This is a genomic window from Paenibacillus rhizovicinus, from assembly GCF_010365285.1.
GTDB classification, from domain to species: domain Bacteria; phylum Bacillota; class Bacilli; order Paenibacillales; family Paenibacillaceae; genus Paenibacillus_Z; species Paenibacillus_Z rhizovicinus.
Map to the genome: position 1 here is coordinate 866,015 of NZ_CP048286.1, position 26,474 is coordinate 892,488.

Sequence of the window (26,474 nt, forward strand, 5' to 3'; positions counted from 1 at the left end):
TACCTATCGTTTTAGATTTACAACCTCTTGCAAAATCTCATCGGAGGTCGTGATGATACGGGAGTTCGCTTGGAAACCGCGCTGTGCGACGATCATCTCGGTGAACTCGGAAGTCAGATCCACATTGGACATTTCCAATTGACCCGAAATGATGGCGCCGGTTCCCGCTTCCGTATCATTGGCGGTGGAGTATTCTACCGCTCCATCAAGATTTGCATTCTGCGTCACGCGATACAAGTTACCGCCGATTTTCTCAAGCCCGCCCGGGTTTGTAACTTTGACGACACCCAGTTGCGCGACCACTTCGCTCGTTCCATCCGCCCCGACGCCGATGATGGATCCATCTTGCGAAATCGTGAACGATTTCACGGCTGCCGGATCCATGACGATCGGCGCGCCACTGTTGTCAAGGACGAACATGCCATCGCCGTTAACGAGCTGGCCGGACGCATCCATCGTAAAGTTGCCCGCACGAGTCAGGTACGGCGATCCGCCGTCGCTATTAGGCGATACGGCGAAGAATCCGTCTCCATCGATTCGCACGTCAGTCGGCACGTTCGTCGTCATCGCGCTGCCTGGCGTGTGAACGGTATCGATTGCGGCGATCGCTACGCCGAGACCGACTTGTTTCGCGTTGACGCCGCCGGTTGTTCCTTCTTCCGGACGCGTTACGCCCGATACGGTTTGACTCAGGATATCCTTGAACATGACGCGACCGGCTTTAAAACCGACCGTATTCACGTTCGCGATGTTGTTGCCGATAACGTCCAGCTTCGTTTGAAAACCGCGCATGCCGGACACACCGGAATACATTGATCTTAACATTCGATTGACAACCTCCTACAGGTATGGTCATGATTACGCGTTCACTGTCCGTCAGAGCCGCTTCAGTCGATCCACGGCCCTTAAGCTCCCCAGCAAGCGGGTCCGGCCGTTTTACGAAACAATGACTGCGCTGTCGATCTGAGTGAATACATTACCTTGCAAGCTGCTTCCATCCATCGCCGTAACGACGGTCCGGCTTGGCACGTTGACGATCATCGCAATGTCCTTATAGACGACCAGTGAATCCTTCGCTCCTTTGGCGGCGGCCTGGTCGATGGCATTACCGATCTTCGTCAATGCTTCCGGTTTAAGAGTAATTCCGCGTTGCGCAATTCGCTGCTCGGCATGCTGACTGAACTTGAGTACGTTGCGATCGAGCACTTCTTTAAAGGAAGCGGAATTTGTTGACGATCCGTCAGGCTGCACCGGTTTGCGAAATTGCGTGTTGGCGGTCAGATGTAAATGACCGATTTTCATGACGTCATCCATTGGCCGTTTCACCACCTTGATCGGCAATCGAAACGATGTCGTCCAGGCTGATCTCTTGGCTTCCGACTTGTGCATACTGAACTTTGTCCCGGATCGTTATCGCATCGACGATCCCGCTCTGCTGCTGCATTTCGCCGGTATCGGAGTAATCGTACCATTGCACGGTCTTCCCGATCATCGTCGAAGCCATGCCCAAGTTCTGACGAAGTGCTGCAAGTTGATCCGCCATATTCGTGAGCTGCTCTACTGAGGTGAACTGAGCCATTTGAGCGATGAAATCTTTATCTTCCATCGGCTGCATCGGATCTTGGTTCTGCAGTTGCGTGACAAGGATTTTCAGAAAATCATCCTTACCCATAGAAGTATCTGCCGGTTTGTTCGTCGCTGTCTGTACGTTGCTCGCACTGTAATTCGGCCAAACGTTGCTGGTTGATACGCGATCTGCCATTTCTTCTCGTCACCTCCGTTCAGTGGGGCTGTTGAGCATGCAGTCCTTCGATTACGCGATGGTATGAATACCGCGGCCTAGCCCCAAATCACGGGCAGCGGCCTGCTGCGCGCTCAGGTCTTCAAGATCAGTCGCAAACTCAATATCATCGATGGCATCGTTATTCGATTTATTCCGCTTCGCGGAGCCTTGCTGCTGTCCTTGAGTACCTTGACGGTCTTGGAACAGGTTAGGCTGAACCGATGTCTGCGAAACGACTAGCTTGTCTACTTGTAACCCTTGCGCTTGCAAAGCAGAACGCAATTGCGCCATTTGATTCTCCAGCATATCTTTCGCAGCTACGGTATCGGTGAGAAACTGCGCGGTCAATGTACCGTTATGAACGGAGATATTGACGTTGACTTGTCCCAGATGTTCCGGATACAGCGTAAGCTGTGCTTGGGAGACTCCGTTCGCAGTCGTTACATTAAACTCCTTGACGACCATGCTTTGAATCGTCGAAGCGAATTGCTGAACGGGCACTGGCTGGGCAAAGTTTGGTTTGTTGACCGTCGTTAACTGGCGTTGGATATCCGCATTGGCAGCGCTGAGCTGCGCATTCATATCAGCCGTTTCGGTTACAACCTTCGAAGCTGCAGCCTCGCCTGCGTTCTCTTCCGGCTTCTGTACCGCGCTCAGCACGCTTACATGAAGGAGCTGATGGGCCATTCGCTGAAGATGCGTGTTGCCTTGCGGCGTGTTTTGCAGCGCCCGAACGGAATCAATGACATCCAAGGCTGCCGCGTCAACCGGTTGACTATTGACGTTAGCCGCTTCGGCTTTATTGCCGCTGATGAGCTGGTCAATCGAAGTCAGCTGCTTACTAATAAGAGCAAGCTGCTCGCTGTTCGCCGAAGTGCCTTTCTGATCTTGCAGCAGCGAACGCAAGTCTACGAGCGCTTCCTGCAGTCCGGCTTTCAAGGCGTTTAGTTCCTCCAAATTCGCTACGACCGCTTGCGATTGATTCGGTACAGCGGTTTCGGCTGCCTGGACAGATGTGCCTTGAGCAGCAAGAGCATTCAAGTTAGAGACGATCGCCAGCAACGCTCCGCCATTGTTCGCCGCATCGTCGTCGGCAGAAGAGCTTCCTTCCGCTGTCGAAGCAGTCAATGTTGGCACGATCGTCGGCTGCGGCAATGCCGGAACGCCTGCCAGGGTGCTGAGCAAATTATCGAGCTGCAGCAGCGCATCCTTCAGATCGCTCTCCGTCGTCTTTTCAGAAAGCTCGTCGGAATCGGTATTGCCAAGTTTCTGGAGCAACCCTTCAATCGCGTTTAGCAGGTCAGCTGCAGAGAGATTACTGCCCAGCAGCGAAGCGATCGCGTTCGAAGATACGTTATTCACGGGAGCGGCAGCACCGTCGCTTCCGGCTTGAGCATTCGCTTCTGTGCTTTGCGCGCCGGCAAGCGATTGAACGAAGGTTTGATTGAACTTGCCCTTCTCCGTTACTTTGACGGAAGCTGAGCTTGGCGGCGTCGAACCCGAAGCTGAACTCGCAGCAGCCGGAGCCGCGCTTGGCGAAGCATTTGAAATCGGCATTTGCATGTTTTGTTTCACCTCCTTTCTATTTCGAAAGTATGGTTAGGTGCCTTCTTACTTGCCGACCATCAGCTTCGATACCAATTGCGCGGTTATCGCTTTATTCGCTGTCGACATCTCCGCCAAAATTTTGGAACGGGATGCATCGTTGACCGCATTCAGGATGCGGAGCACTTTGCTAGGACTGACGTCCGCCATTTTGAGCAGCAAATCGGACGCGCTCTTCGGATCCATGCTGGAGAAGGTCGTGTTCAATTGCGCCGTGCTCAGAACCGATTGCGAACTATCGGAGGTTGTTTCCAATTTATGAATGCGAGCTTGAAGCGCCGCGATTTGGCGATCCTTGGCTGTCTTCGCATCTTTGAGCATCATTGTGGCATCCGCAGCTTTCTTCGGATTCATTTTCTCGAGAATCGTCGCACGATCTTCGGGTCTCATCGATTCGAGGACGAGAACGGCTTCCGCCGTTTCCATGCTTTCCAGAATCGGCGCTGCCTTGCTTGGCGTCATCTTGGTATACATCGAGGACAGTTCGCTGACTTTGCTTTGATACGCTGCGTCATCAAGCTGTTTCGTCGCGTTCGCCTGCTTCAGCGATTCCATTTGCTTCTGAAGATCTTTGACGTTCTGAGCCAGTTTCTTGCTCTCTTCCGACGTTGCGGCAAGCTCCGATTCTTTCGTCGTCAATTGTGCTTGGAGCTCGGTGATTTTGGCAGAAGAATTCGCGGCCTTCATCGCATCTTCGTCAGAGACTTGTCCGTCTTTCGTCGCCGGCTCTGGAAGCACCTTGCTCAAGAAAGGAATGTCATTGCCGATTTCCAACGCCTTGTTGCGTAAATCAAAATTGAATAACGTCACTAGCACGCCTAGTAGTATCAGGGTAAATAAGATTGGCGTCACGAAAAACATTAATTTTTCGATCCCGCTGTAACCCTGCTTTTCCATTTCCAAGTCCGCCAAAATAATTTCCCTCCCTCGGGTATTGGCTCCCGATTCGCAAAGCTGCTTCTCTGTTAATGTGCCGCGTACATGAACCGTGAGGTCGTCAGCTCATCCAACGCGTTTTGTTCCTTCACCATCATGTCGGCTTTAAATCGCTGCAAGGCGTTCTCCCTCGTTTTCAACCAAACCTTCTCGTCCATCATTCGACTGGACAAGAACTGCCTGCCTTCATCCACGGCCGATTTCGCCTTCTTCACGTCGCGAAGCTTGCGCATGATGCTTTCATCCACAAAATCGATATAACTTTGTATCATCGTTATTTCAGAGAGCGTTACTGCATGAAGCGAAGCGTTTTGCAGCCTGTCGCACCAGGCAGCGCGCTCTGCTTGAAGCTGTTGAAGACTTGCCTCTTCTTGGTTCAGCTTGCCGACGACGACAGATAACTGCCACTCCGCCTGAGATTTCTCGCTGGTCTTCAAATCTACGATTTTTTGATAGGCGTAATGAAATCGAGTCATGAATCAGTTTCAACTCCCGAAGCTCTGATGGAATTCGTGGATCAGCCGGTCGCGCGACGCTTCATATTCGGCTTTCTCATTCGTCTTCTGGCGCGTAAACGCCCGGATGGATTCATTCATTTCGATCGCCTGATCAATTTTTTCGTTCGAACCCCTCTGGTACGCCCCAATATTGATCAGGTCTTCCGAATCTTTGTAGATAGCAAGCAACCGTTTCAATTCATTGGCGGCTTCCTGCTGTTCTTCCGGAACGATTTCTTTCATAACACGACTGATGGAAGCCAATACGTCGATCGCTGGAAAATGTCCCTTGTGCGCCAAATCCCGGCTCAGTACGATATGTCCGTCCAAGATACCGCGGACCGCATCCGCGATTGGTTCGTTCATATCGTCCCCGTCGACGAGTACGGTGTAGAAGGCGGTAATGGTTCCCTTTTGCCCGGTTCCGGCGCGTTCCAGAAGCTTTGGCAAGTTCGCAAACACGGACGGCGTGTAACCTCGCGTCGCCGGAGGCTCGCCAATGGCAAGTCCCACTTCTCGCAGCGCCATCGCGTAACGGGTTACGGAATCCATCATCAGCATGACGTTCATCCCGCGATCACGAAAGTATTCCGCGATGGTCGTCGCAATCAAGGCGCCTTTGATCCTTATAAGCGCCGGCTGATCTGAAGTCGCCACGATGACCACGGACCTTGCCAGCCCTTCAGGACCAAGATCCTTCTCGATAAACTCGAGTACTTCGCGGCCCCGTTCACCGATCAAAGCGATGACGTTCACATCGGCCGACGTGTTACGAGCCACCATGCCAAGAAGCGTACTCTTCCCGACACCGGAACCTGCGAAGATTCCGACCCGCTGTCCTTGACCGACGGTAAGCAGTCCGTCTATCGCGCGAACTCCGATGCTGAGCGGATCCTTGACCCGCGGTCTCATCAACGGATTGCTGGGCTGGTTGTGCGTGGAATGATGCGGCATCCGGCTGGGGATGTAGGAACCGTCCAAAGGCTGCCCCAGACCGTCTAGTACTTTGCCGAGCAATTCCGATCCGACTTGAACGCCAAGCGGTTTGCCGGTACCGACCACGTCGCAGCCTGGCCCTATCGATTGAAGCTCGCCAAGCGGCATAAGAATGACTTTATTGTCTCTGAAACCAACCACCTCCGCTTTCAGCGGTTTGGATGATTTCGCGGGATAGATCAGGCAAACATCTCCGATGCTCGCGTCCGGACCTTCCGATTCAACCGTCAGTCCGATAACCTGCGTAACCTTGCCGTTCACGCGAACCGGGTCGATCGGTCTTAAATGTTCGATATAGCGTTCAGCATCCAGGCGATTAGCTTTCATCCGTGGCCCCTCGTTCCTCAGCCTGCAGGGCAAGCTGGATCAGTTCCCGCTTAATCTCGGACAACTGCGTATCGATTCTGGCGTCGATGCTGCCGAATGAGGAGCGAATGACGCAGCCGAACGATTTGACGGATACATCGGGTACGATTTGAAGCTCTGCCTGCGAGTCGATCGCAAGCGACAGTTCTTCGCGCGCAGCCTGAACGTATGTCAACTGCTGGGGCGATACGCACAAGGTGATGACACCCTGTTCTCTCCGCCGTTCCAACGCTTTGCGGACAATATCGAGCGACCAATCCGCTTCGACGGTCAGCTGTTTCTGGATGATTTTCTCCGCGATCGCCGTGCTCAGCGAGACTACGAACGGTTCGGCTTCTTGTATGATTTGTTCCTTCGTTTCATACGAGGAATCAAGAATCGATCTTGCTTCCGTCAGCATGGATTCCCATTGGGCACGCACTTCGGCTTCGGCCTGCGCCTTGCCTTCTTCGAAACCGAGTTGATATCCGTCATGACGAATCCGCTCCATCGTTTCATCGTCCTGCAGGCGGCGTTCGAGCCACCACTGGTCGATTTGAGCAGTCGCATCGGCGTACATCGTTTCGATTTGCTCGCCTGTTTCCTGGATACGCTGATTCGCAAACTGTTCGGCATCATCCAAAATTTGGTCGCGGAGCGATACCGTTTCTTCACTCGGCCCGACGGGCGCTTCCTGTTCCGGAGCCGGCTTTACATACCGGTTATACCATTCCAGCCGTTTTAAATCTTCTACCGAGACAACATGGGAAGATTTATACAACTTAGACAATGATATCATCTCCTCCGCCACGGGCGATGATGATCTCACCGGACTCTTCAAGTCTGCGGATCGTTGCTACGATGCGAGTTTGTGCCTCTTCAACGTCACGCAGCCGTACAGGTCCCATATATTCCATTTCTTCTTTGAATGTTTCGGCCATGCGTTTGGACATGTTGCGGAAAATCGCTTCTCGGACTTCTTCGCTGGCCACTTTGAGAGCAAGCTGCAGGTCGGAGTTTTCGATATCGCGAATGATACGCTGAATGGCACGGTTGTCGATATTGACGATGTCCTCGAATACGAACATCCGCTTCTTGATTTCTTCGGCCAACTCGGGATCTTGAATTTCCAACGCATCCAGGATCGTGCGTTCCGTTCCCCGGTCGACGCCATTTAATATTTGAACGATAGATTCAATACCGCCCGCGCTTGTGTAATCTTGAGTAACGGTAGCGGACAGCTTCTGTTCCAACACGCGTTCGACGTAAGAAATGACATCCGGCGACGTGCTGTCCATCAAAGCGACGCGGCGTGCAACTTCCGCCTGCTTGTCTTGAGGAAGCGACGATAGGATTTGAGACGCTTGTTCTGCTTGAAGATAAGACAATACGAGAGCAATGGTTTGCGAGTTTTCGTTCTGAATGAAGTTCAGAATTTGAGCGGCATCGGCTTTGCGTGCGAAATCGAACGGACGAACTTGCAAGGTTGCCGTCAATCGGCCGATGACTTCCATCGCCTTCGACTCGCCGAGCGCCTTTTCCAGAATTTCGCGAGCGTATGTAATACCGCCTTGCGAAATGTATTCCTGTGCCACGCAAATTTGATGGAATTCATTCAAAATCGTTTCTTTATCGAGCGTATCCACTTTGCGCACATTTGCAATTTCGAGCGTCAGCTGTTCAATTTCTTCATCTCTTAAATGTTTAAAGATCTGAGCGGAAACTTCAGGACCTAGCGAAATTAACAATATAGCTGCTTTCTGACGACCGCTGAATCCTTGTAACTTTGCCATCTCAGCCACCTCTATTCATCAACAAGCCAAGTCCGGAGCAAATTAACGAACTCTTCCGGTTTTCGCTTGGCCAATGTTTCAAGCTGCTTGCGAACTTGACTTTCGTTCTGAACGCTGTCCAAATCGATCGTCGGATACTCCACTTTCCCTGGAACTGCCAATTCTTCGGCAAGCTCTGCTTGTTTTCTGCGGCGAACGACGACGTAACCAAGACCGCCGATCAGCGCAAGCGCAGCAAGGCCAATACCGACCATCCATCCTGTCGAGAGTGCCTTGGAGGAAGTAGCTCCGCCATTGTCGATAAAACTTTGCGCCATGATCGAAACTTTTTTGTCCATTAGCGCGTCATTAGTTACATCTTGACCAGACTCGACCAATTGAGAGCGTACGATATTCGCAACAACATTTGTCATTTCTGTTTTGGCCTGGGCACTTAACTTTGTTTTTTCTACGCCGATATTAATGGATAGATCCTTGATCACATAAGGCCCGGACTCTGTTTGAATATTGTTCCTGCTAATCTCGTAGTTCGTTGTCCGGTCAGCTTCTTCGGAGGTGCCTCCGTTGCTGCTGTTCGTTGCTTCGTAACCTGGCACGTCTGTTGCGCCAGTTCCTGCAACGCCGCCAGCCGAATTTGCGCCGGTCGCAGTTTTGTTTGTAGAGGACTCGCTAATAATGATTCCGTTATTGTTGTTGTCAGGAAGCGGCATAACCAACTGCTGATCCGATTTGATTTTATCGAAATTGATAGAACTCGATACGCTCACGACCAAATTGTCCATACCGACCATCGCTCCTAGGAACGCCTGGATTTTTTGCTTAATGTCATTCTCGTATTTATGCTGAATTTGGTAATGTGTTTCAAGCAAATCACTGCTGCTTCCGTCGACATCGTTCGAGGCAAGCAATTCGCCTTCCGGACTAGAGATTGTAATATTCTCCGGCTTTATGTTCGGAATCGACGTTTTGACCAGATTGTAATAGCCATCGACTTCTTTCTGCGCTGGGCGATAGCCCGGACGGAACGTAATCATGATCGAAGCCGAAGCCTGCTCTTTCTCTTCCGTCGTCATAAACGGCGTCGTGTCCGGCAAGTTCACTAATACATTCGACTTCTGCACGCCTTGCATATCATTCAGAAGGCGTTGAATTTCCCCGTTTAATGCGCTGCGATACTTCACATCGAATTCGCGATCTGTCGAGCCAAACATCGACGAGCTGTCGTTAAAAGATTCGAATCCGATTGAACCGTTACGAATAATTCCTTGTGAACCTGCCTCCACTTTTACTTTGGAAGCGTCCGCTGTCGGAACCGAGATCGTTTGCCCCGCATCGGAAAGCTTGTAAGGTATTTTGCTTGAATCCAAGTAATCCATTACAGCGGCTGAGTCCGTACTATCCAAATTGCGAAATGCAACTTCGTAATTCGTTCTCGAAAAAAGGAATGTCATCAAGATGATCGCCAAGATGAGGAAAGCAGCTGAAGCGCCTAGCCAAATCTTCTGTTTCTTCTCCAATACATTCCAATACTGAGCGACCTTCGCTCGATATTGGGCAAATTTCTCGTTCACGTTTCCACCTCACTGTTAGCTTCTAATGCAAGTTGATAGGCCATTAGATCTGCATCCGCATGATTTCCTGATAGGCTTCGATCACTTTGTTGCGGATTTGTGAGGTGAGCTGCAAGCCGAGTTCAGCTTGCTGTGTAGCGACCATGACTTGGGAGACGTCCACGTTTCCAAGTAAATATTGATCGTTCATCGTATGTACGTTTTGTTCTTGGGCGCTAACGCCGTCCAATGCTTTTTGAAGGAAATCACCGAAGGTTTTCGTAAGGTCTGCCGGTGAAGAGGAAGTGCTGAGGTTGTTTGTTTCGACCGGTTTTATCGACTGGGCTTGTACCGGGTTTAAGGTCATGGGGTTAATCAAGAATATCCCTCCGCGTTATCTCTGGTTATTTACCGATTTCAAGCGCTTTGACAAACATGCCTTTTGTTGCGTTCATAGCCGTTACATTCGCTTCGTAAGAACGGGATGCAGATATCATATCGACCATTTCCTTCAACACGTCGACGTTCGGCATTTTGACATAACCGTTCTCGTCCGCGTCGGGATGGGTCGGATTATACACCAGTTTCAAAGGCGTTGAATCTTCGATTATTTTCGTTGCTTTTACGCCCGGCGTTTGGCTTGAGCCGTTCATTTGACTGTTCAGCGTATCGGCGAACGACTGCGAAGTAGGTTCAAGAACGACCATTTTACGTTTGTAAGGTTCGTAGCGTCCATTCACGTAAGAGGCTCTCGTCGTTTCCGCATTTGCAATGTTTGAAGAAATGACGTCCATCCGAAGACGCTGAGCGGTCAGCGCGGAGGCGCTGGCATCAAACCCGTTCGTCAATTTCATAATCAGCCTCTCCCTTCGATTCCGATGCGCATCATTTTCACATCGTGATTCATCTGTTGCACATAGAAATTGTAATTCAATTGGTTTTTGGCGAGCAGCGACATTTCTCGATCAATATCGACATTGTTCGTGTCGTTATTCATGACACTCACTTCATCTGTAATGACCTGAGCTTGAGGAACCGATGAGGAGGATCCAATTGGAATATGCTTTGGATTCGTTCGTTTGCCCGCAATTTGAAACGCCCCGGACCCCATGCTCTGCTCGAGCAGCTGTTCGAAAACGACCTCGGAGCGCTTGAATTTCGGCGTATCTACATTCGCAATATTGTTGGCAATTACTCTCTGACGCATTTCCGCAGCATTTATGGCGCCTTGTAATCGACCAAATTCCGGGCCATTCAACAAATTCACTGAAAAACCCCGCTTTCTATTTCGTGTGATGTTAATATTCAACAGATTTCCAAGCATTCCTTCTTTGTTCGACAAAGAATTATGAAGTTTATGAGAGAGACTTGTCGAACATTTCTACCAAACTAATCTTCCTCAACTTCCTAATTTATTACAATAAGAAAAAAGCCCTATCTTTGTCGAAGATAGGACTAAAAGTTGGGAAATTTGTACTGGTTTCTGAATGGATTTGTAATGATTATGCAAACGTATTAATTTTTATTCTTTTTGAGTTCCTGAAGGAGCTGGGTATTCAAAATTCGTATATACGTCCCCTTCATTCCTAGAGATCTTGTTTCAATTACGCCAGCGCTTTCCAATTTACGAAGCGCATTCACGATGACCGATCTGGTTATTCCGACCCTGTCCGCAATCTTAGAAGCGACCAGAAGCCCCTCTTTCCCGTCCAGCTCATCAAAGATATGTTCAACCGCCTCTAACTCGCTGAAGGATAACGAACCGACTGCGACCGCCACGACCGTTCTGCTTCTTGCTTCCTGCTCGATTTCCTCTGCGCGTTCGCGAAGAATCTCCATGCCTACGATCGTGCTTCCGTATTCGGCCAAAATCAATTCGTCGTCGCCGAAAGGATCCGCGCTCCGCAGCAGTATCAAGGTCCCTATACGGTCTCTGCCGCCTACGATTGGCACCACAGTCATGATATCTTGCGCCGCCATCATCGGGAACGACTCCGCAATGCCGACATCCGGCGTCACATTCGTTGCTGTTTCTTGCATACTCATGAAACGTTCGTTGCTCTCAGGAGAAAAACGAAGATCGCCAATCGGCAATGCGCGCAGCTGCTCATGCTGATATGGACCTGCCGCGGCACACCCTAGTACTTTACCTTTGCGGCTGACGACGAATACGTCCGCCTGTATGGTCGTACAGAGTACTTCCGCCATCTCCCGGAAATTGAGCGCCCCTCCGGCCGCACGCTGCAGCAGCCGGTTAAGCGTTCTTGTTTTTGCCAATAAAATCATTTCTGTTGCCCCCTACTTTCCTGTCCGTCCCTTACAGTATATATTGACTTAGATCACGGTTTTTCGCAATATTGCCCAGTTTCTCCCGCACGTACTCCGGTGTTATGGTCAGATGTTCCAAAGAAAGCTCCGGCGCTTCGAAAGATAAGTCTTCCAACAGTTTTTCCAAAATCGTATGCAAGCGCCTTGCGCCGATATTCTCCGTGTTCTTGTTCACTTCCGCTGCAATGGAAGCGAGTTCTTGAACCGCATCATCCGAGAACGTAATCGTAATCCCTTCAGTTTCCAACAGTGCCGTATATTGTTTCGTCAGTGCGTTCTTTGGCTCCGTTAAAATCTTCACGAAATCTTCAAGGGTCAAGTTCGTTAATTCGACGCGAATTGGGAACCGCCCTTGCAGCTCCGGAATGAGATCGGACGGCTTCGCCATATGAAAAGCGCCAGCTGCAATGAACAAGACGTAGTCCGTTTTAACCGGACCGTATTTTGTCATTACTGTGGACCCCTCGACAATAGGTAAAATGTCCCTTTGCACGCCTTCGCGTGATACATCGGGACCAGATCCGCGGGATGAGCTCGCAATCTTATCGATCTCGTCAATGAAGATCATGCCCGACTGTTCCGCTCGGTTGACCGATTCCGCAATGACGTCGTCCATATCGATTAGTTTGTTTGCTTCTTCTTGAATCAGTGCTTTGCGCGCTTCCTTGACAGGAAGCTTGCGCTTCTTGGCTTTCTTGGGCATTAGCTGGCCGAACAGCTCTTGCATATTCGCGCCCATCCCCATGCCTTCGTTGCTTTGACCGGCCAGCATATCGAGCATATTCGGAGAATTGTCTTCCACTTCAATCTCAATGACTTCGTTCTCCAGCTTGCCGGCTGCCAATTGTTCCTTCACTTGCTTGCGGCGCTCGATAACCGATGCGCTCTCTTCCGGCTCCACTTCGGGTTCTTTCGAGCCATTGGAATTGCCAAACAGCATTTCAAGCGGATTTTTGGACGATTTAGCTTTCACGGACGAAGGAACGAGCATGGTTACGATACGCTCATTTGCCAATACCTCGGCTTTGTCTTTAACCTGCTCCGTCTTCTCCAGCTTCACCATCCGAATCGCGGTTTCTACAAGATCCCGAACCATAGATTCAACGTCGCGGCCTACGTAACCGACTTCCGTAAACTTGGTCGCTTCGACCTTGACGAATGGAGCGTTGACTAGCTTGGCCAGCCGTCTGGCGATTTCGGTTTTCCCGACGCCGGTAGGGCCGATCATGAGAATGTTTTTCGGCACGATTTCATCGCGGATCGCCTCATCCAGCCGGCTTCTCCGGAACCGGTTGCGAAGCGCGACCGCCACGGACCGTTTGGCCGCCTTTTGGCCGACGATATATTTATCCAACTCCGTCACGATTTGTTTCGGTGTCAATGCTTCGTTTGACATCTATACCCCTCCAATTCAAACCTTGTACTAGTAACGTATTCGAAACTTACTCGATTTCTTCCACGATAATATTCCGATTCGTGAAAACGCAAATATCCGCGGCAATTTCCAGCGCCGATTTAACCATATCCTTCGCTTCCATATGAGGTGCATGCTGACGTACGGCACGGGCAGCCGCCAGCGCGAAGCTGCCTCCGGAGCCAATGGCAAGAATGCCGTCATCCGGCTCGATAATTTCTCCGCCGCCGGAAATAAGCAGTAAGCCCGTTGCGTCCATTACGATCATCATCGCTTCCAGCTTGCGCAGGACGCGATCCGAACGCCAGTCTTTAGCGAGCTCTACGGCTGCTCGCTGTAAATTGCCGTGATGTTCTTCCAGCTTGCCCTCGAATTTCTCGAATAAGGCTATTGCATCGGCGACCGATCCGGCGAATCCGGCAATAACTTGCCCCCGATACAACCGGCGAACCTTCTTCGCGTGATGCTTCATCACCATGCTGTTGCCGAACGTCACTTGCCCATCGCCGGCAATAGCACCTTTTCCGTTATGCCGGACAGCGCAAATGGTCGTCGCGTGAAATTCCATGTTCATCGTAATGCCTCCTCCGTTTGATTAATCGAAGAGCGAGATATGTATTTAATGAAGCGATCTTTTTCCTTTGGTGCGAATAGCTTGATTTTTGAAAAAACTTCAAAAAAAGGAAACAGCGGCCGCTGTAAGCTCATTGCTGCCGCTGTCATTTGTCATGAATCATTACCGAAGATTAATCCTGCAGCGCTTCTTGTATAGGTTCGATACCGGACTCAAGCGTTTCTTTGAATCTAGCCAGCTGTTCAAGCGCCCGGTTCGCGATTGCGTCATTCTTGTCCTTCTTGCTGCGCATCCGTTTCTCAAGCGGCGGGAAGAGCCCGAAATTAGCATTCATCGGCTGGAAATGTTTGAAATCCGCTGTCGTAATATACTGCGCCATGCTGCCGAGCGTCGTATCGCCAGGGAATACAATCGGCTTCAACCCTCTTGCTAGTCGACCGGCATTCATGCCGGCGATGAGTCCGGAGGCGGCTGATTCGACATAACCTTCTACGCCTGTCATTTGGCCCGCGAAAAACAGATTTTCCCGTTTCATCGTTTGATACGTCGGCTGGAGCAGCTTCGGCGAATTAATAAACGTGTTCCGGTGCATGACGCCGAATCGCACGAACTCCGCGTTCTCGAGGCCAGGGATGAGCGATAGCACCCGCTTCTGCTCGCCCCATTTCAGGTGAGTCTGGAAGCCTACCAGGTTGTACAGCGTTCCAGCAGCGTTGTCTTGACGAAGCTGGACGACAGCATGCGGGAGCTTGCCAGTGTGCGGATTAACGAGTCCAACAGGCTTCATCGGTCCGAACAGCACGGTTTGCTTGCCGCGGCTAGCCATGACTTCGATCGGCATGCAGCCTTCGAAATATTGTTCTTTCTCGAATTCCTTCACTTCAGCCGTCTCGGCCGTAATGAGCGCTTCATGAAAACGTTCAAATTCCTCTTCCGTCATCGGACAGTTCAAATAAGCCGCTTCGCCCTTGTCGTACCGGGAAGCCAAATAAACTTTCGACATATCGATGGAATCTTTCTCGACAATCGGCGCTGCCGCATCGTAGAAATAGAAATATTCCTCGCCCAGCATCCCTTGAATTTGAGCGGAGAGACGCGGAGCCGTCAACGGGCCTGTCGCGATCAATACGATGCCTTCGGTCGGGATGTCCGTCATTTCTTCCGTGCGCACGTCAATCAACGGATGCTCTTTCAAAATCCGCGTCACATCGCCGGAGAAGCCATCCCGGTCGACGGCTAGAGCACCGCCTGCCGGCACGGCGTTGCGGTCCGCGCAGTCCATGATAAGCGAGTTCATACGGCGCATTTCTTCTTTCAGTACGCCGACGGCGTTGGTCAATCCATTCGCGCGGAGACTGTTGCTGCAAACGAGTTCTGCAAAATTGTTCGTATGATGAGCCGGCGTTTTGGTAGCCGGCCGCATTTCGTAAAGGGTAACCGGGACGCCTTGCGAGGCGATTTGCCAAGCGGCCTCGCTTCCTGCTAGCCCTGCGCCGATTACGGTAACACGTTGTACTTCTGACACTGTTCTTACCTTCCTTTCAATCCTGAGCCAAGCGCCTACAATTCGGCGGAATCCTGCTCATCTACCACTTCTTCGTTATATTCGCACTGCGTACACGCAAGCTTCGCTCCGCTTCGATTACGCTTCTCTACCATTAGACTGCCGCAATTCGGACAAGGCTTGCTGGCTGGTTTATCCCAAGAGACGTAATCGCAACCCGGATATTGATCACAGCCATAAAAATAACGTCCTTTTTTGCTTCGGCGTTCGATGATTTTGCCGACTTTGCATTTCGGACAATCGACGCCTATATCCTTGACGATCGGCTTCGTATTCCGGCAGTCCGGAAATCCGGAGCATGCAAGGAATTTCCCGAAACGACCCATTTTGTAAACCAAATGCCGGCCGCATTTCTCGCAAATCTCATCGGAGATTTCATCCTGCAGCTCGACTTCCTTCATTTCCTCTTCCGCGACCTCGAGCCGTTTCTCGAATGACTCGTAGAAGTTGCCAAGCACGCGAACCCAATCCTCTTTACCGTCTTCCACATGGTCAAGGTCTTCTTCCATATGGGCGGTAAATTCCGCATCCAGTATTTCCGGGAAGAACTCCTCCATCATTTGAATGACGAGATCGCCAAGCTCCGTCGGAATGAACTTCTTCTCTTCCATCGCGACATACCCGCGCTTCTGGATCGTTTCCAGCGTCGGCGCATATGTACTCGGACGGCCGATCCCGATTTCCTCCATCATGCGGACAAGTCGCGCTTCTGAATAACGAGGCGGCGGCTGCGTGAAATGCTGTTTCGGTTCAACGGAATCCGCCGGGATAGACTCGGAAACGACAAGCGGCGGAAGAAACTTCTCTTCGTCGGTCGTTCCGTCATCGTTGCCTTCGACATAAATCTTCATGAACCCGGGGAACTTCACTTTCGAACCGACGGCCCTGAATACGGCTCCGTTTCCAACCGTGAAATCAACCGTCATCGTATCCAGCACCGCGGAAGTCATTTGGCTGGCAATGAAACGTTCCCAAACGAGCTTATACAATCTGAATTGATCCCGGCTTAAAAATTCCTTCATGGAATCGGGATCACGCAGCACGGAAGTCGGACGAACCGCTTCATGGGCGTCCTGCGCATTGCTGTTTTTCTTCGCGTACACGCGAGGCTGTTCAGGAGCGTAGGAAGGACCGTATTTCTCTTCGATGTAGCCCTTCGCTTCTTCCTGTGCGATCGGGGAAATGCGCGTCGAGTCCGTTCTCATGTAGGTGATCAAACCTACCGTACCTTCTTTGCCGAGTTCAACGCCCTCGTACAGCTGCTGCGCGACAGACATTGTTTTGGAAGCTCGGAAGCCTAGCTTACGGGCCGCTTCTTGCTGCAAGGAGCTTGTCGTGAACGGAGCAGCCGGATTACGCTGGCGCTCCTTTTCCTTCACTTCGCCGACCGTGAATGCCGACGACCCCATTGCGTCTAGAACCGTTTGCATTTGCGCTTCGTTGCCAAGCTCGATCTTCTCGCCGTTCAAAGAATGAAATTTGGCTTCGAACGAAGCTGAGCCTTTCTTCAACTGGGCAGTTATGCTCCAGTACTCTTCTGGAACGAATGCGTCGATTTCGTTTTCGCGATCGATTATGAGCTTGACCGCAACCGATTGAACGCGTCCTGCCGAGAGCCCTTTTTTGACTTTCTTCCATAATAGTGGGCTGATTTTGTACCCGACGAGCCGATCGAGAATCCGTCTCGCCTGCTGGGCATTAACCAAATCCATATTAATCGGCCGCGGCGTCTTGAAAGCATCCTTGACCGCTTGTTTCGTAATTTCATTAAATACGACACGGCAGGTGTCGCTTTCGTCGATTTCGAGATAATGCGCCAGATGCCATGCGATCGCTTCTCCCTCGCGGTCAGGGTCAGCTGCGAGATAGACTTTCTTTACTTTCTTGCTGGCATCCTTCAGTTCTTTCAGGACGCTGCCTTTTCCGCGAATCGTAATATATTTAGGATGAAAATCATTTTCTACTTCGACGCCGATCTGACTCTTGGGCAAGTCGCGGATATGACCCATCGATGCTTTGACGATGAACTTGCTGCCGAGATATTTACCGATCGTTTTCGCCTTTGCCGGTGATTCTACAATGACAAGTGAATCCGCCATAGCTGCGCCCTCCTCTCCACTTCTTTGTTACATTACACTATATATGGAACCAGGATGCTGTTCAATCTTACGTTTTATAGTTAAATTTATCAGAACTGAATGCAAAAGTCCAAACGGAAAGGTTGAAAGCTCGTGAAGTTCATCCGTCGTTCGCGCTTCTTCCTGTAAGAGACGGTAGATAATCGCCTCTTGTTCCGTGAGAGAAAAGTCTGATTCAGCTTCGATTGGACGACTATGTTCCGCGGAGGGACGGCTTCGAAAATCGAACAATCCTTCGTATTCCTCCATAATGTCTTCGAAGGAAGCGACCAGTTTTGCTCCTTGGCGAATGAGTCCGTTCGTCCCCGCGCTCTTCGGAGATGAAATAGGACCGGGTACGGCAAAGACGTCGCGCGACATTTCAAGCGCCTGATCCGCCGTAATGAGCGAGCCGCTTCTTTCAGCGGCTTCCACTACGACCGTACCTAGCGAAAGCCCGGCGATAATACGATTCCGAAGCGGAAATAATCCGGGATGGAACGGCGTTTCCGGTGCAACCTCGGAGAGAATAAGTCCTTGATTGGCAATTCGCTGGTATAGAGACCGGTTCTCAAGCGGATATACGCGATCTACCGGCGTCCCCAGGATCGCAATCGTACTTCCAGGCCCATTCAACGCTCCTTCATGCGCCAACGCGTCTACACCCCTTGCAAGCCCGCTTATCACGGTGACGCCTCTAGCCGACAGCTGCTCCCCGAGCGTCAAAGCCGTCTTTCTCCCGTAAGACGTAGGTCCTCTTGTTCCTACAATCGCAATGGAATGACGCTCAAGTAAATCGAGCCGGCCAATTGCATATAATACCCACGGCGGCTGGTGCATTTGTTTAAGCAGTGCGGGATATTTTGTATCGAAGTAAGTAATGAGCGCAATACCACGAGACGCGGCTTCTTGTTTTCTTGCGATCGGATCTATGTTTGAAAACGCATTCGATAATGCTTTCGCTTGTTCAGGCTTCAATCCGACCGAGGAACTCCACGCTTCCGGGGTAAATCGGTCAAATTGGCTCCAATGTTCGCAATCGAACGCTTTACGTATCGATTTCCACCCAATTCCCGGCGTTTCGTGCATTGTAATCAGCGCTTCAATTCTTTTCTCCAACTCGTACATAACGTCGTCCCCTCGTCTCAAGGGCCCGCATCCTATTGTGCTTGAGCAACAAACAGAATGCAAGCCGATTTTAAAATCCATATAAAAAAAAGCAACCTCTCCAGCCCTAATAGGACAATCGGAAAGGTTGCTTACCTTTAATTCGAACTTATAGTTGGTTTACTTGTTTAGTGCGTTTTGCATTTGTCCAGCATGCCGCGCTCTTCAAGAACGCTAACAAGCGTGGAACCCATCTCGGAAGGCGTAGGCGCTACGCGAATGCCGCATTTTTCGAGCGTTGCGATTTTCTCTGCTGCCGTACCTTTTCCGCCGGAGATGATTGCGCCGGCATGTCCCATACGTTTGCCCGGAGGTGCTGTTGCGCCGCCGATGAAGCCTACGACAGGTTTCGTCATATTCGCTTTGACCCACTCAGCAGCTTCTTCTTCTGCGGAGCCGCCGATTTCACCGATCATGATAACCGCGTAAGTATCCGGATCTTCATTGAACATGTTTAGGATGTCGATGAACTCCGTACCTTTAACAGGGTCGCCGCCGATGCCAACTGCGGAGGATTGTCCGATGCCGCGCGTCGTAAGTTGGTGTACAGCCTCGTAAGTGAGCGTTCCGCTACGGGAAACGACGCCTACATGGCCTTTCGTGTGAATGTAACCCGGCATGATGCCGATCTTGCACTCGCCGGGCGTAATAACGCCTGGGCAGTTCGGACCGATCAGGCGCGTTTTACGGCCTTCCATGTAGCGTGTTACTTTGATCATGTCGATGACCGGGATACCTTCGGTAATACAGATAACCAGATCAAGCTCCGCATCGACGGCTTCCAAGATGGAATCGGCAGCGAATGCAGGCGGTACGTAAATAACCGATGCCGTTGCGCCAGTTTTTGCGACTGCGTCTGCTACTGTATTAAAGACCGGAAGGGATACGACCGTTCCGTTCTCAAGCGTGATATCAACATTGGTTCCGCCTTTGCCCGGCGTTACGCCGCCAACCATTTGCGTACCGTATTCCAGGGCGCCCTTCGCATGAAACAACCCTGTGGCACCTGTGATGCCCTGAGTAATGACTTTTGTATTTTTGTCTACCAAAATGCTCATCGAAACTCACATCCCCTAAAAAGAATTCGTATGCCGCCGTATTGCGACAAAATGTTGTCTTACTTCACAAGCGCGACGATTTTTTGTGCACCGTCGGCCATGGAGTCGGCTGCAACGATGTTTAGACCGGATTCGTTCAACATTTTTTTGCCGAGTTCGACATTGGTGCCTTCCAAACGAACGACGAGCGGACGATCCAGTCCAAGCTCTTTCGCCGCTGAAATAACGCCGTCAGCGATAATGTCGCACTTCATGATACCGCCGAAAATGTTTACGAAAATGCCTTTAACCTTCTCGTCGGAGAGAATGATTTTGAAAGCTTCCGTAACTTTCTCTTTCGTGGCACCGCCCCCTACATCGAGGAAGTTGGCAGGGTCGCCGCCGTAATATTTGATAATATCCATCGTTGCCATCGCAAGACCCGCGCCGTTAACCATGCAGCCGATGTTGCCGTCCAGCGCGATGTAGCTCAGATCGAACTTGGATGCTTGAATTTCCTTCTCGTCTTCCTCTTCCAGATCGCGCAGTTCAAGGATGTCCTTGTGGCGATACAGCGCGTTGGAATCGAAGTTCAGCTTGGCGTCAAGCGCCATTACGTTGCCGTCGCCTGTTACGACGAGCGGATTGATTTCTGCAATGGAGCAGTCTTTCTCAACGAATGCCGTGTAAAGGGAAATCATGAATTTAGCTGCTTTATTAACCAGCTCATTCGGAATATTGATTGCGTAAGCAAGCTTACGCGCTTGGAACACTTGAAGGCCGACAGCCGGATCGATGACTTCTTTGAAGATTTTCTCCGGGGAATGCTCGGCGACCTCTTCGATCTCCGTTCCGCCTTCTTCCGAAGCCATCATAACAATGCGGCCCGTTACGCGGTCGACGACAAGTCCGATGTAATACTCTTTCTTAATGTCGCAGCCTTGCTCGATCAGCAGACGTTTAACTTCCTTGCCTTCCGGACCCGTTTGGTGAGTTACGAGCACTTTGCCCAGAATTTGGCTCGCATACTCGCGAACTTCATCCAAATTTTTAGCAACCTTAACGCCGCCAGCTTTACCGCGTCCACCTGCATGAATTTGCGCTTTTACGACCACGACTGGTGTTCCCAGCGATTTTGCCGCTTCTACAGCCTCATCAACAGAGAAGGCCACTTTGCCGTCAGGCACAGCAACCCCATATTGTTTCAGCACTTGTTTACCCTGATACTCATGGATATTCATTTACGAAAATCCTCCTATCCGCAGTCAAATCCTACGTATGTACACAAAACCAATAAGTATTGTAACACGATTCGCCATGGCTTTCCTATTTTTTTAATGTGAAAAGCCATCTTTTTTGATATCAGTTTCATCTCATAGCGATATGAAAGCAGTCACAAAACGCTCAACTTGGAGATGTATTGATACAGAGCCTAGTATTGCCAAAGATCAGCAAAATATTGACGACGAACATTTGTTCGGTTTAGACTAATATTAACACGAACTTCAAAAGGGGGCAACTGCCAGACATGGAAGATTTCTCGAAGCTCATCGTTTCGTTTCAGTCCTTCATTCCATTTGCAAATTCACTCCGCGGAATGAGCGCTGCCCAATGGAACCTCCCGCTCCAACCTGGCAAATGGTCCGCCTCGGGAATCATCGGTCACATTATGCTGTGGGATCGGCATTTCATGACCGATGCTATTGAACCTATCGCTTCTGGCGTCCCCTTGCGATTGAAGCATTCTGATTATGACACATTTAATGCACAGGCTGCTGCATACGCCGCAACCGTAACTCAGGAGCAATTGATCGATGCCACTGTTGCACAGCGTCAGCAGCTGATCGATCTGCTTCAATCCTTATCCATTACACAGCGCGAAACAACATATTTGGACTTAGACGGCAATCCTTTTACGATCCATGCCTATCTCATTGATTTTATAGATCATGACAGGCATCATCGACTGCAAATTGCGCATTTTCTACTCAATTGAATCGTATTGATTGACAGTTCTTTTTCGCATGCTCTATGATACTTACAATAATGATGATACGGACCTGTGAGGAAGCACCTTCAGCCGAAATGGCGGAGGTGTTTTTTGTTATGTATACCCAAATTTGCAGCGGAAGCGTATACGGCGTCGAAGGACGAATGATCGCTGTTGAAGTGGACATTTCGAGCGGACTTCCGCAAGTAAATGTGGTTGGATTGCCAGATCCCGCAGTTCGGGAATCAGTAGAGCGTGTCAGAGCAGCTGTCAAAAATTGCGGATTCGCGTTTCCAATGGAACGCATTACCGTCAATTTAGCACCGGCTGATTTGAGAAAAGAAGGAACAGCTTTCGATTTGGCTATCGCCGCAGGCGTGTTGGCCGCCAGCGCGCAACTTCGAAGCGAGCTGTTTCAAGATTTCCTCGTACTCGGCGAACTTGCCTTAAACGGCGAATTACGCGCAGTTCCCGGCGTACTTGCGATGGTCGAACAAGCGAAGCTGCGCGGAATGACCAAAGTGCTACTCCCTCGCGGCAATGCAGCCGAAGCTGCCTGTATCGAGGGAATGGAGCTGTTTGCCGTCTCGCATTTGCGCGATCTCGGCGAACCCAAATCGTCCGATCTGTCGTGGGAACCGCTTCGCTATGACTCCAATTCGGATCGAAATCATCGCCTCGACTCCGTGGCGTTTACCAAATACCAAGCCCTGCACGGCGACTTTGGCGATGTCTTAGGGCAGCATCATGCTAAACGGGCACTGCTGATCGCAGCCGCTGGCAATCACAACGTTCTATTGACGGGACCGCCAGGAACCGGTAAAACCATGCTGGCGAAACGGCTTCCCGGCATTATGCCCCCTCTCCGTGAAGAAGAAGCGCTGCAAGTAACGAAAATCTACAGCGCCGCCGGGAAACTGCCTGGCGGGATACCTTCCCTCATGCATGAACGACAGTTTCGAAGCCCTCATCATACGATTTCGGCTGCAGGTCTTATTGGAGGCGGCTCCATCCCAAGGCCTGGCGAAGTGACGCTAGCACATCGAGGCGTCCTATTCCTGGACGAGCTGCCCGAATTCTCCAGAGCAGCCCTCGAAGTGCTCAGGCAGCCATTGGAGGACCGGGAAGTGACGATCGCCCGCTCCCGCGCTGTATTTCGTTTTCCCGCGTCGTTCCTGCTTGCCGCCTCTATGAATCCTTGTCCGTGCGGCTACTACGGCCATGATTCCGACGATCAACGCTGCATATGTTCTGAAATTCAAATCGCGCGTTACAGGACCAAAATATCCGGCCCTTTGCTCGATCGAATCGATATGCATATCGAAGTCTCGCGCCCGCTTACATCCGAGGGATTGACGAGCGGAATGACAACGGAGCAGATGAGGGCAAAGGTGCTGAGCGCCGCTAACCGCAGGCTCGAGCGCGAGGATGGCCGAAGAGCTCTGAGCGAATTGGCAGGCGCTTCCCTTCGCAAAGCGGTCACGCTCACCAAGGAGGCCGAAAGCATGCTGCAGCTAGCGTTCGATTCGTTAGGCATCAGTCTACGCGCTCATGACCGTATTCTTAAGCTCGCTAGAACCATCGCCGATTTAGATGACCTTGAACGCGTCGATAGTCCGCATATAGCAGAAGCCATCGGATACAGGAGCTTGGATCGGAAGCTGCAAGCCTTGTAGCCATTTGGAAAACTGAAGAAAGCCTGTTACGAGAGCTGCTGCATACATACGCTCGTTGAAAAAAAGAGATGCCTCATCGGCATCTCTATTTCAAAACAAACGCTTTCCTCCCACTCAGAAAGCGGATTCTAGATGTTTCAACTCCATCACTTCATATTTTACAGGCTCCGACTCGATCTGCGTTAATGTGATGGCGATTACGTCGAAACGGATCTGCGAACCATGGAGCTTATTCATGGAGAGGTAGACCTCCGCGGTTGAGCGCACCTGAAACTGTTTTCTGAAATCAACCGACTCCACTGCGGTGCCAAACCTGCCGCCAGCTCGGCGCGTTCGCACTTCAACGATAATAATCGTATTGCCCGTCCTGGCTACGACATCCAATTCTCCCGTTCGGCAGCGCCAATTCCGATCCAGAACGGCATATCCCTTTTCAAGCATATATTCAACGGCTATCGTCTCGCCATAGACGCCGATCGAGCGTCTAGGATCTGGTTTACCGGCTTGCGTTGTTCTTCTCAAGACGAACTTCCTCCTGCACGCTGATCGGATCGGTATACGAACGAAAGAATTTCAGCAACGAGCGTGTACAATTCCGGCGGGATTTCCTGATCGAGATCCAGCTTCGACAACACTTCGACAAGCGAAGAATCCTGCTGCACGGGCACGCCGCTTTCCGCCGCTTTCTCCATAATCGCTTCAGCCAGTTTCCCCTTACCTTTCGCTACGATGACCGGCGCCGTGTTCTCGCCAGGTTCGTATTTGAGGGCTACGGCTTTCTTCGAGGGCTCGTACGATTCCGTCTTCGCAGTTTTTGAACGTTTCTTCGCGGTACTCATACTCGAAGATCCACTCCTTTGTACGGCTTCGTGGACCAATCTTGTCCTTCCGCCGTAAACTGGAGTCCGTCGTGTCCGTTTAATCGATCCACAATGCGCTCCGGCATATCATCAACGCGCAGCGTGAGCAGCTGATATCCGGCATTGGCCATCGCGGTATTCAGTTCATTTCGCGCGGATTCGACAAGCTGCGCAGTCGCAGGATGATCATTCCAAACGTGAAGATTAACGATTTTATTGATAACCTGCACGTCGACAACCGTATCGCCGAGATTTTTCATTCGCAAATCGAAGACCAGCCTGCAGTTGTCGCCATCCAACTCTCCTTTGCGCCCTCTCCGTGTCTGGATGTGGACGGAAGCCGTTTGACTGCCGTCCTGTCCCTTCATGGGAATAAACATCGTGACGTGAGAGAACAATGCGCCGTTCTTCTCCGGGGAAAGCAGCAGCTGCTGGCCTGTGATATGAGAAACAAGCTGCTGCGCCGTATCGCGAAGCTGTTGCGGCACATCATCGCTTGCCGCTATGGTCATTAACGCGCTCTTCAGCGACTCCGACGTATTCATGACGCCATCATCGCCGCTTAAATCATCTTGCGTCAGACCGATTGACGGCATTTCGACGGATTGCTGCTGATTCCGTTCCATTAGCATGCTTAAAGATCTCGCCTGACTCCCCAATACCTGAGCATGGTCATTAGCCGTTTTCAAGTCGGAATGGTTTCCTGGCCTTTGCTCCGCTGCTTCTCTAACATGGGTAGCGGCAGGGGGACTCGCATTGTTAGGCGCACTCGCAGTTGTAGAAGCTTGATCGGCGGAATCCTTAATCGTAGCCGTCGCAAGCAATCGCTCGTGATCGACACCCATCCATTTCATGACTTGCTTTACCCAGCTGCCACCGGCATTATCCTGGGTATTCGCTTCTGAGGCTTGCAAGCCTTCTGGTTGCGCGCTTCCTGTGGATGCGACTAGCGTCCTGAGACTGTTCGCCTGATCCACATTACCGCCTTGTTGTCCGCCATGCGGCAGCATCGTTGCCGCCGTTTGATTCACGCGTGCATGGACTATCGAAGGGTTCGACTGAAGCGGCACCGCAACGTCATGTCCATTCCCGTTTAAAGGCTGCATGCCTCCCCTGAGTGCTGCCTGACCTTGCGTTTGTTGCGCAGAACCTGTACTAGTACGAGAAACACCGTTAAGTTCCGCTTCTTGAGCTGCATGGTCAGCGCCAATCGTCTGCTGCATCCCGGCGCCTTGCAGCACGCCGTTTGCTTGCTGCGCGCCAGCCGGCGCGCTCATGCCCGCCGCGCCAGCGCCGGCGGCCAGCGGCGCGGCGGCGCCGCGCGCCGCCGGAGCAGCAGCTGCGCCGGCTGCTCCCCGGGGCACCGGCTCCGCCGAAGCGGTGCCCCTTGCGCCCGCGGCGCCAAAGGGCGCCAACTCCGCGCTCCCGCCGTCGCCGCCCACGCGCATAAGCGCTGCGCCTTCGGACAGCAGCGCCTGCAGCTTCGCTGCGGCCGCTTGCGCCGCCCGCGGCGGCTGCGTGGCACCGCCCGGGGCCTGCTCCCCGGCCCCGGACGCCGCCTCGCCGCGCCAAGCGGCAAGCCCCGCCTCCAGCGCATCCAACAGCTCATGCGCCGGCGGCCCGGCAAGAACCTGCTGAAGCGCGCCGATCGTCGCGCCTGTCATCGGCAGTCCGCGCCGCACCGCGAGCGCGGCCGCCTTTGCCCAAGACTGCGCATCGCCGCCGGCAGGCATGGCGGCAAGCGCCGCTTTAAACTGACTCGCCAGCTCGCGAGTCAGGACGACACCGTCCTTGCGCAATTCGCCGACCAGATCGGCGGACGCTTTCGTATCCGGCAAGCCAAGCGCCTTCATCCATTCCTTCACGCCGGCTTCGGCGACGACGGCCGATTTCGGATCGGCCTGCTTCAATACCAGCGTGCCGTCTCCGGATTCAGGCTGCACTTGCAGCAGCATCGCTTGTCCGGGCTCCAGCGGCGTTTCCAGCTTCGCATGAACGGGAGTCCCGTTAATTTGAATAATGCCTTCCTCAACGCCGGTCATTTTCACAAGTACGCCGCGGACCGTTTGGCCGACTTTAAGCTCTATCGCCTTGCCTTCGCTTGGCTGCGCATCGCCAACAAGACCCTTTATTAATTGTCCGATCGACATCGACATCATCCGCACATCCTTCCACTCGCACAAACCTATAGCTCTATTATCGGTTCTGCCGCGCCATGCCTGAACCCCTAATCCGCTTGCTT

General features: G+C 51.7%; 26 protein-coding genes. 2 read left to right on the forward strand and 24 right to left on the reverse strand.

Annotated features, from left to right (window positions below; all coding sequences use genetic code 11):
• Nucleotides 1-3: 3 nt before the first annotated feature.
• From flgG to sucC, 21 genes are all read right to left on the reverse strand, one after another.
• Nucleotides 4-825, reverse strand: a complete 822-nt coding sequence (gene flgG, locus GZH47_RS03895) for a flagellar basal body rod protein FlgG (RefSeq protein WP_162638711.1) — start codon at nucleotides 823-825, stop codon at nucleotides 4-6.
• Nucleotides 826-936: 111 nt separating this feature from the next.
• Nucleotides 937-1,314 carry a TIGR02530 family flagellar biosynthesis protein gene (locus tag GZH47_RS03900; protein WP_162638713.1) on the reverse strand — a complete coding sequence of 126 codons (378 nt, stop codon included), beginning with the start codon at nucleotides 1,312-1,314 and terminating at the stop codon, nucleotides 937-939.
• Nucleotides 1,307-1,762 carry a flagellar hook capping FlgD N-terminal domain-containing protein gene (locus GZH47_RS03905; protein WP_162638715.1) on the reverse strand — a complete coding sequence of 152 codons (456 nt, stop codon included), beginning with the start codon at nucleotides 1,760-1,762 and terminating at the stop codon, nucleotides 1,307-1,309. The genes GZH47_RS03900 and GZH47_RS03905 overlap by 8 nt, the downstream gene beginning before the upstream one ends.
• 51 nt (nucleotides 1,763-1,813) lie before the next feature.
• Entirely contained in the window at nucleotides 1,814-3,346 is a 1,533-nt protein-coding gene (locus tag GZH47_RS03910) for a flagellar hook-length control protein FliK (protein ID WP_162638717.1), read from the reverse strand.
• 48 nt (nucleotides 3,347-3,394) lie between these two features.
• A complete protein-coding gene (locus tag GZH47_RS03915) occupies nucleotides 3,395-4,300 on the reverse strand; it encodes a magnesium transporter MgtE N-terminal domain-containing protein (RefSeq protein WP_162638719.1) in 906 nt (301 codons plus the stop codon).
• Between the two features lie 53 nt (nucleotides 4,301-4,353).
• Nucleotides 4,354-4,800, reverse strand: a complete 447-nt coding sequence (gene fliJ, locus GZH47_RS03920) for a flagellar export protein FliJ (RefSeq protein ID WP_162638721.1) — start codon at nucleotides 4,798-4,800, stop codon at nucleotides 4,354-4,356.
• A gap of 9 nt (nucleotides 4,801-4,809) precedes the next feature.
• Nucleotides 4,810-6,144 carry a flagellar protein export ATPase FliI gene (gene fliI, locus GZH47_RS03925; RefSeq protein ID WP_162638723.1) on the reverse strand — a complete coding sequence of 445 codons (1,335 nt, stop codon included), beginning with the start codon at nucleotides 6,142-6,144 and terminating at the stop codon, nucleotides 4,810-4,812.
• Nucleotides 6,134-6,952 carry a FliH/SctL family protein gene (locus GZH47_RS03930; protein WP_162638725.1) on the reverse strand — a complete coding sequence of 273 codons (819 nt, stop codon included), beginning with the start codon at nucleotides 6,950-6,952 and terminating at the stop codon, nucleotides 6,134-6,136. Before GZH47_RS03930 ends, fliI begins: the two co-directional genes overlap by 11 nt.
• Nucleotides 6,945-7,955, reverse strand: a complete 1,011-nt coding sequence (gene fliG, locus GZH47_RS03935) for a flagellar motor switch protein FliG (protein ID WP_162638727.1) — start codon at nucleotides 7,953-7,955, stop codon at nucleotides 6,945-6,947. Before fliG ends, GZH47_RS03930 begins: the two co-directional genes overlap by 8 nt.
• 11 nt (nucleotides 7,956-7,966) lie before the next feature.
• Entirely contained in the window at nucleotides 7,967-9,526 is a 1,560-nt protein-coding gene (fliF, locus tag GZH47_RS03940) for a flagellar basal-body MS-ring/collar protein FliF (protein ID WP_162638729.1), read from the reverse strand.
• A 43-nt stretch (nucleotides 9,527-9,569) separates the two neighbouring features.
• The gene (gene fliE / locus GZH47_RS03945) at nucleotides 9,570-9,884 is read right to left on the reverse strand and encodes a flagellar hook-basal body complex protein FliE (protein WP_404823743.1); all 315 of its coding nucleotides are present in this window, start codon (nucleotides 9,882-9,884) and stop codon (nucleotides 9,570-9,572) included.
• 25 nt (nucleotides 9,885-9,909) lie between these two features.
• Nucleotides 9,910-10,359: a flagellar basal body rod protein FlgC gene (flgC, locus tag GZH47_RS03950; protein WP_162638731.1), complete on the reverse strand. Its 450-nt coding sequence runs from the start codon at nucleotides 10,357-10,359 to the stop codon at nucleotides 9,910-9,912.
• A gap of 2 nt (nucleotides 10,360-10,361) precedes the next feature.
• On the reverse strand, nucleotides 10,362-10,772 hold the full coding sequence (gene flgB, locus GZH47_RS03955; RefSeq protein ID WP_162638733.1) for a flagellar basal body rod protein FlgB: 411 nt from the start codon (nucleotides 10,770-10,772) through the stop codon (nucleotides 10,362-10,364).
• A gap of 248 nt (nucleotides 10,773-11,020) precedes the next feature.
• The gene (gene codY, locus GZH47_RS03960; protein WP_162638735.1) at nucleotides 11,021-11,791 is read right to left on the reverse strand and encodes a GTP-sensing pleiotropic transcriptional regulator CodY; all 771 of its coding nucleotides are present in this window, start codon (nucleotides 11,789-11,791) and stop codon (nucleotides 11,021-11,023) included.
• A gap of 31 nt (nucleotides 11,792-11,822) precedes the next feature.
• Complete coding sequence (gene hslU, locus GZH47_RS03965; protein ID WP_162638737.1) at nucleotides 11,823-13,229, reverse strand: ATP-dependent protease ATPase subunit HslU; 1,407 nt, start codon at nucleotides 13,227-13,229, stop codon at nucleotides 11,823-11,825.
• Nucleotides 13,230-13,275: 46 nt separating this feature from the next.
• Nucleotides 13,276-13,821: an ATP-dependent protease subunit HslV gene (hslV, locus tag GZH47_RS03970; protein WP_162638739.1), complete on the reverse strand. Its 546-nt coding sequence runs from the start codon at nucleotides 13,819-13,821 to the stop codon at nucleotides 13,276-13,278.
• A gap of 172 nt (nucleotides 13,822-13,993) precedes the next feature.
• A complete protein-coding gene (gene trmFO / locus GZH47_RS03975) occupies nucleotides 13,994-15,346 on the reverse strand; it encodes an FADH(2)-oxidizing methylenetetrahydrofolate--tRNA-(uracil(54)-C(5))-methyltransferase TrmFO (RefSeq protein WP_162638740.1) in 1,353 nt (450 codons plus the stop codon).
• A 35-nt stretch (nucleotides 15,347-15,381) separates the two neighbouring features.
• Nucleotides 15,382-17,484, reverse strand: a complete 2,103-nt coding sequence (gene topA, locus GZH47_RS03980; RefSeq protein ID WP_162638742.1) for a type I DNA topoisomerase — start codon at nucleotides 17,482-17,484, stop codon at nucleotides 15,382-15,384.
• 27 nt (nucleotides 17,485-17,511) lie between these two features.
• Complete coding sequence (dprA, locus tag GZH47_RS03985; protein WP_225446357.1) at nucleotides 17,512-18,630, reverse strand: DNA-processing protein DprA; 1,119 nt, start codon at nucleotides 18,628-18,630, stop codon at nucleotides 17,512-17,514.
• A 167-nt stretch (nucleotides 18,631-18,797) separates the two neighbouring features.
• Entirely contained in the window at nucleotides 18,798-19,727 is a 930-nt protein-coding gene (sucD, locus tag GZH47_RS03990; RefSeq protein WP_162638744.1) for a succinate--CoA ligase subunit alpha, read from the reverse strand.
• A gap of 59 nt (nucleotides 19,728-19,786) precedes the next feature.
• On the reverse strand, nucleotides 19,787-20,947 hold the full coding sequence (gene sucC, locus GZH47_RS03995) for an ADP-forming succinate--CoA ligase subunit beta (protein ID WP_162638746.1): 1,161 nt from the start codon (nucleotides 20,945-20,947) through the stop codon (nucleotides 19,787-19,789).
• Nucleotides 20,948-21,234: 287 nt separating this feature from the next.
• On the opposite strand from sucC, the gene GZH47_RS04000 reads away from it, so the two are divergent.
• Nucleotides 21,235-21,702, forward strand: coding sequence for a DinB family protein (locus GZH47_RS04000; RefSeq protein ID WP_162638748.1), 468 nt, complete (start codon nucleotides 21,235-21,237; stop codon nucleotides 21,700-21,702).
• 110 nt (nucleotides 21,703-21,812) lie between these two features.
• Entirely contained in the window at nucleotides 21,813-23,372 is a 1,560-nt protein-coding gene (locus GZH47_RS04005) for a YifB family Mg chelatase-like AAA ATPase (protein ID WP_162638750.1), read from the forward strand.
• Between the two features lie 114 nt (nucleotides 23,373-23,486).
• Here GZH47_RS04005 and GZH47_RS04010 read toward each other — a convergent pair whose 3' ends face one another.
• From GZH47_RS04010 to fliK, 3 genes are read right to left on the reverse strand one after another with little or no spacing between them, the layout of a single operon-like run.
• Nucleotides 23,487-23,894: a YraN family protein gene (locus tag GZH47_RS04010; RefSeq protein WP_162638752.1), complete on the reverse strand. Its 408-nt coding sequence runs from the start codon at nucleotides 23,892-23,894 to the stop codon at nucleotides 23,487-23,489.
• Nucleotides 23,891-24,211: an EscU/YscU/HrcU family type III secretion system export apparatus switch protein gene (locus GZH47_RS04015; protein WP_162638754.1), complete on the reverse strand. Its 321-nt coding sequence runs from the start codon at nucleotides 24,209-24,211 to the stop codon at nucleotides 23,891-23,893. Before GZH47_RS04015 ends, GZH47_RS04010 begins: the two co-directional genes overlap by 4 nt.
• On the reverse strand, nucleotides 24,208-26,391 hold the full coding sequence (gene fliK / locus GZH47_RS04020) for a flagellar hook-length control protein FliK (protein WP_162638756.1): 2,184 nt from the start codon (nucleotides 26,389-26,391) through the stop codon (nucleotides 24,208-24,210). The genes GZH47_RS04015 and fliK overlap by 4 nt, the downstream gene beginning before the upstream one ends.
• Nucleotides 26,392-26,474: the final 83 nt, after the last annotated feature.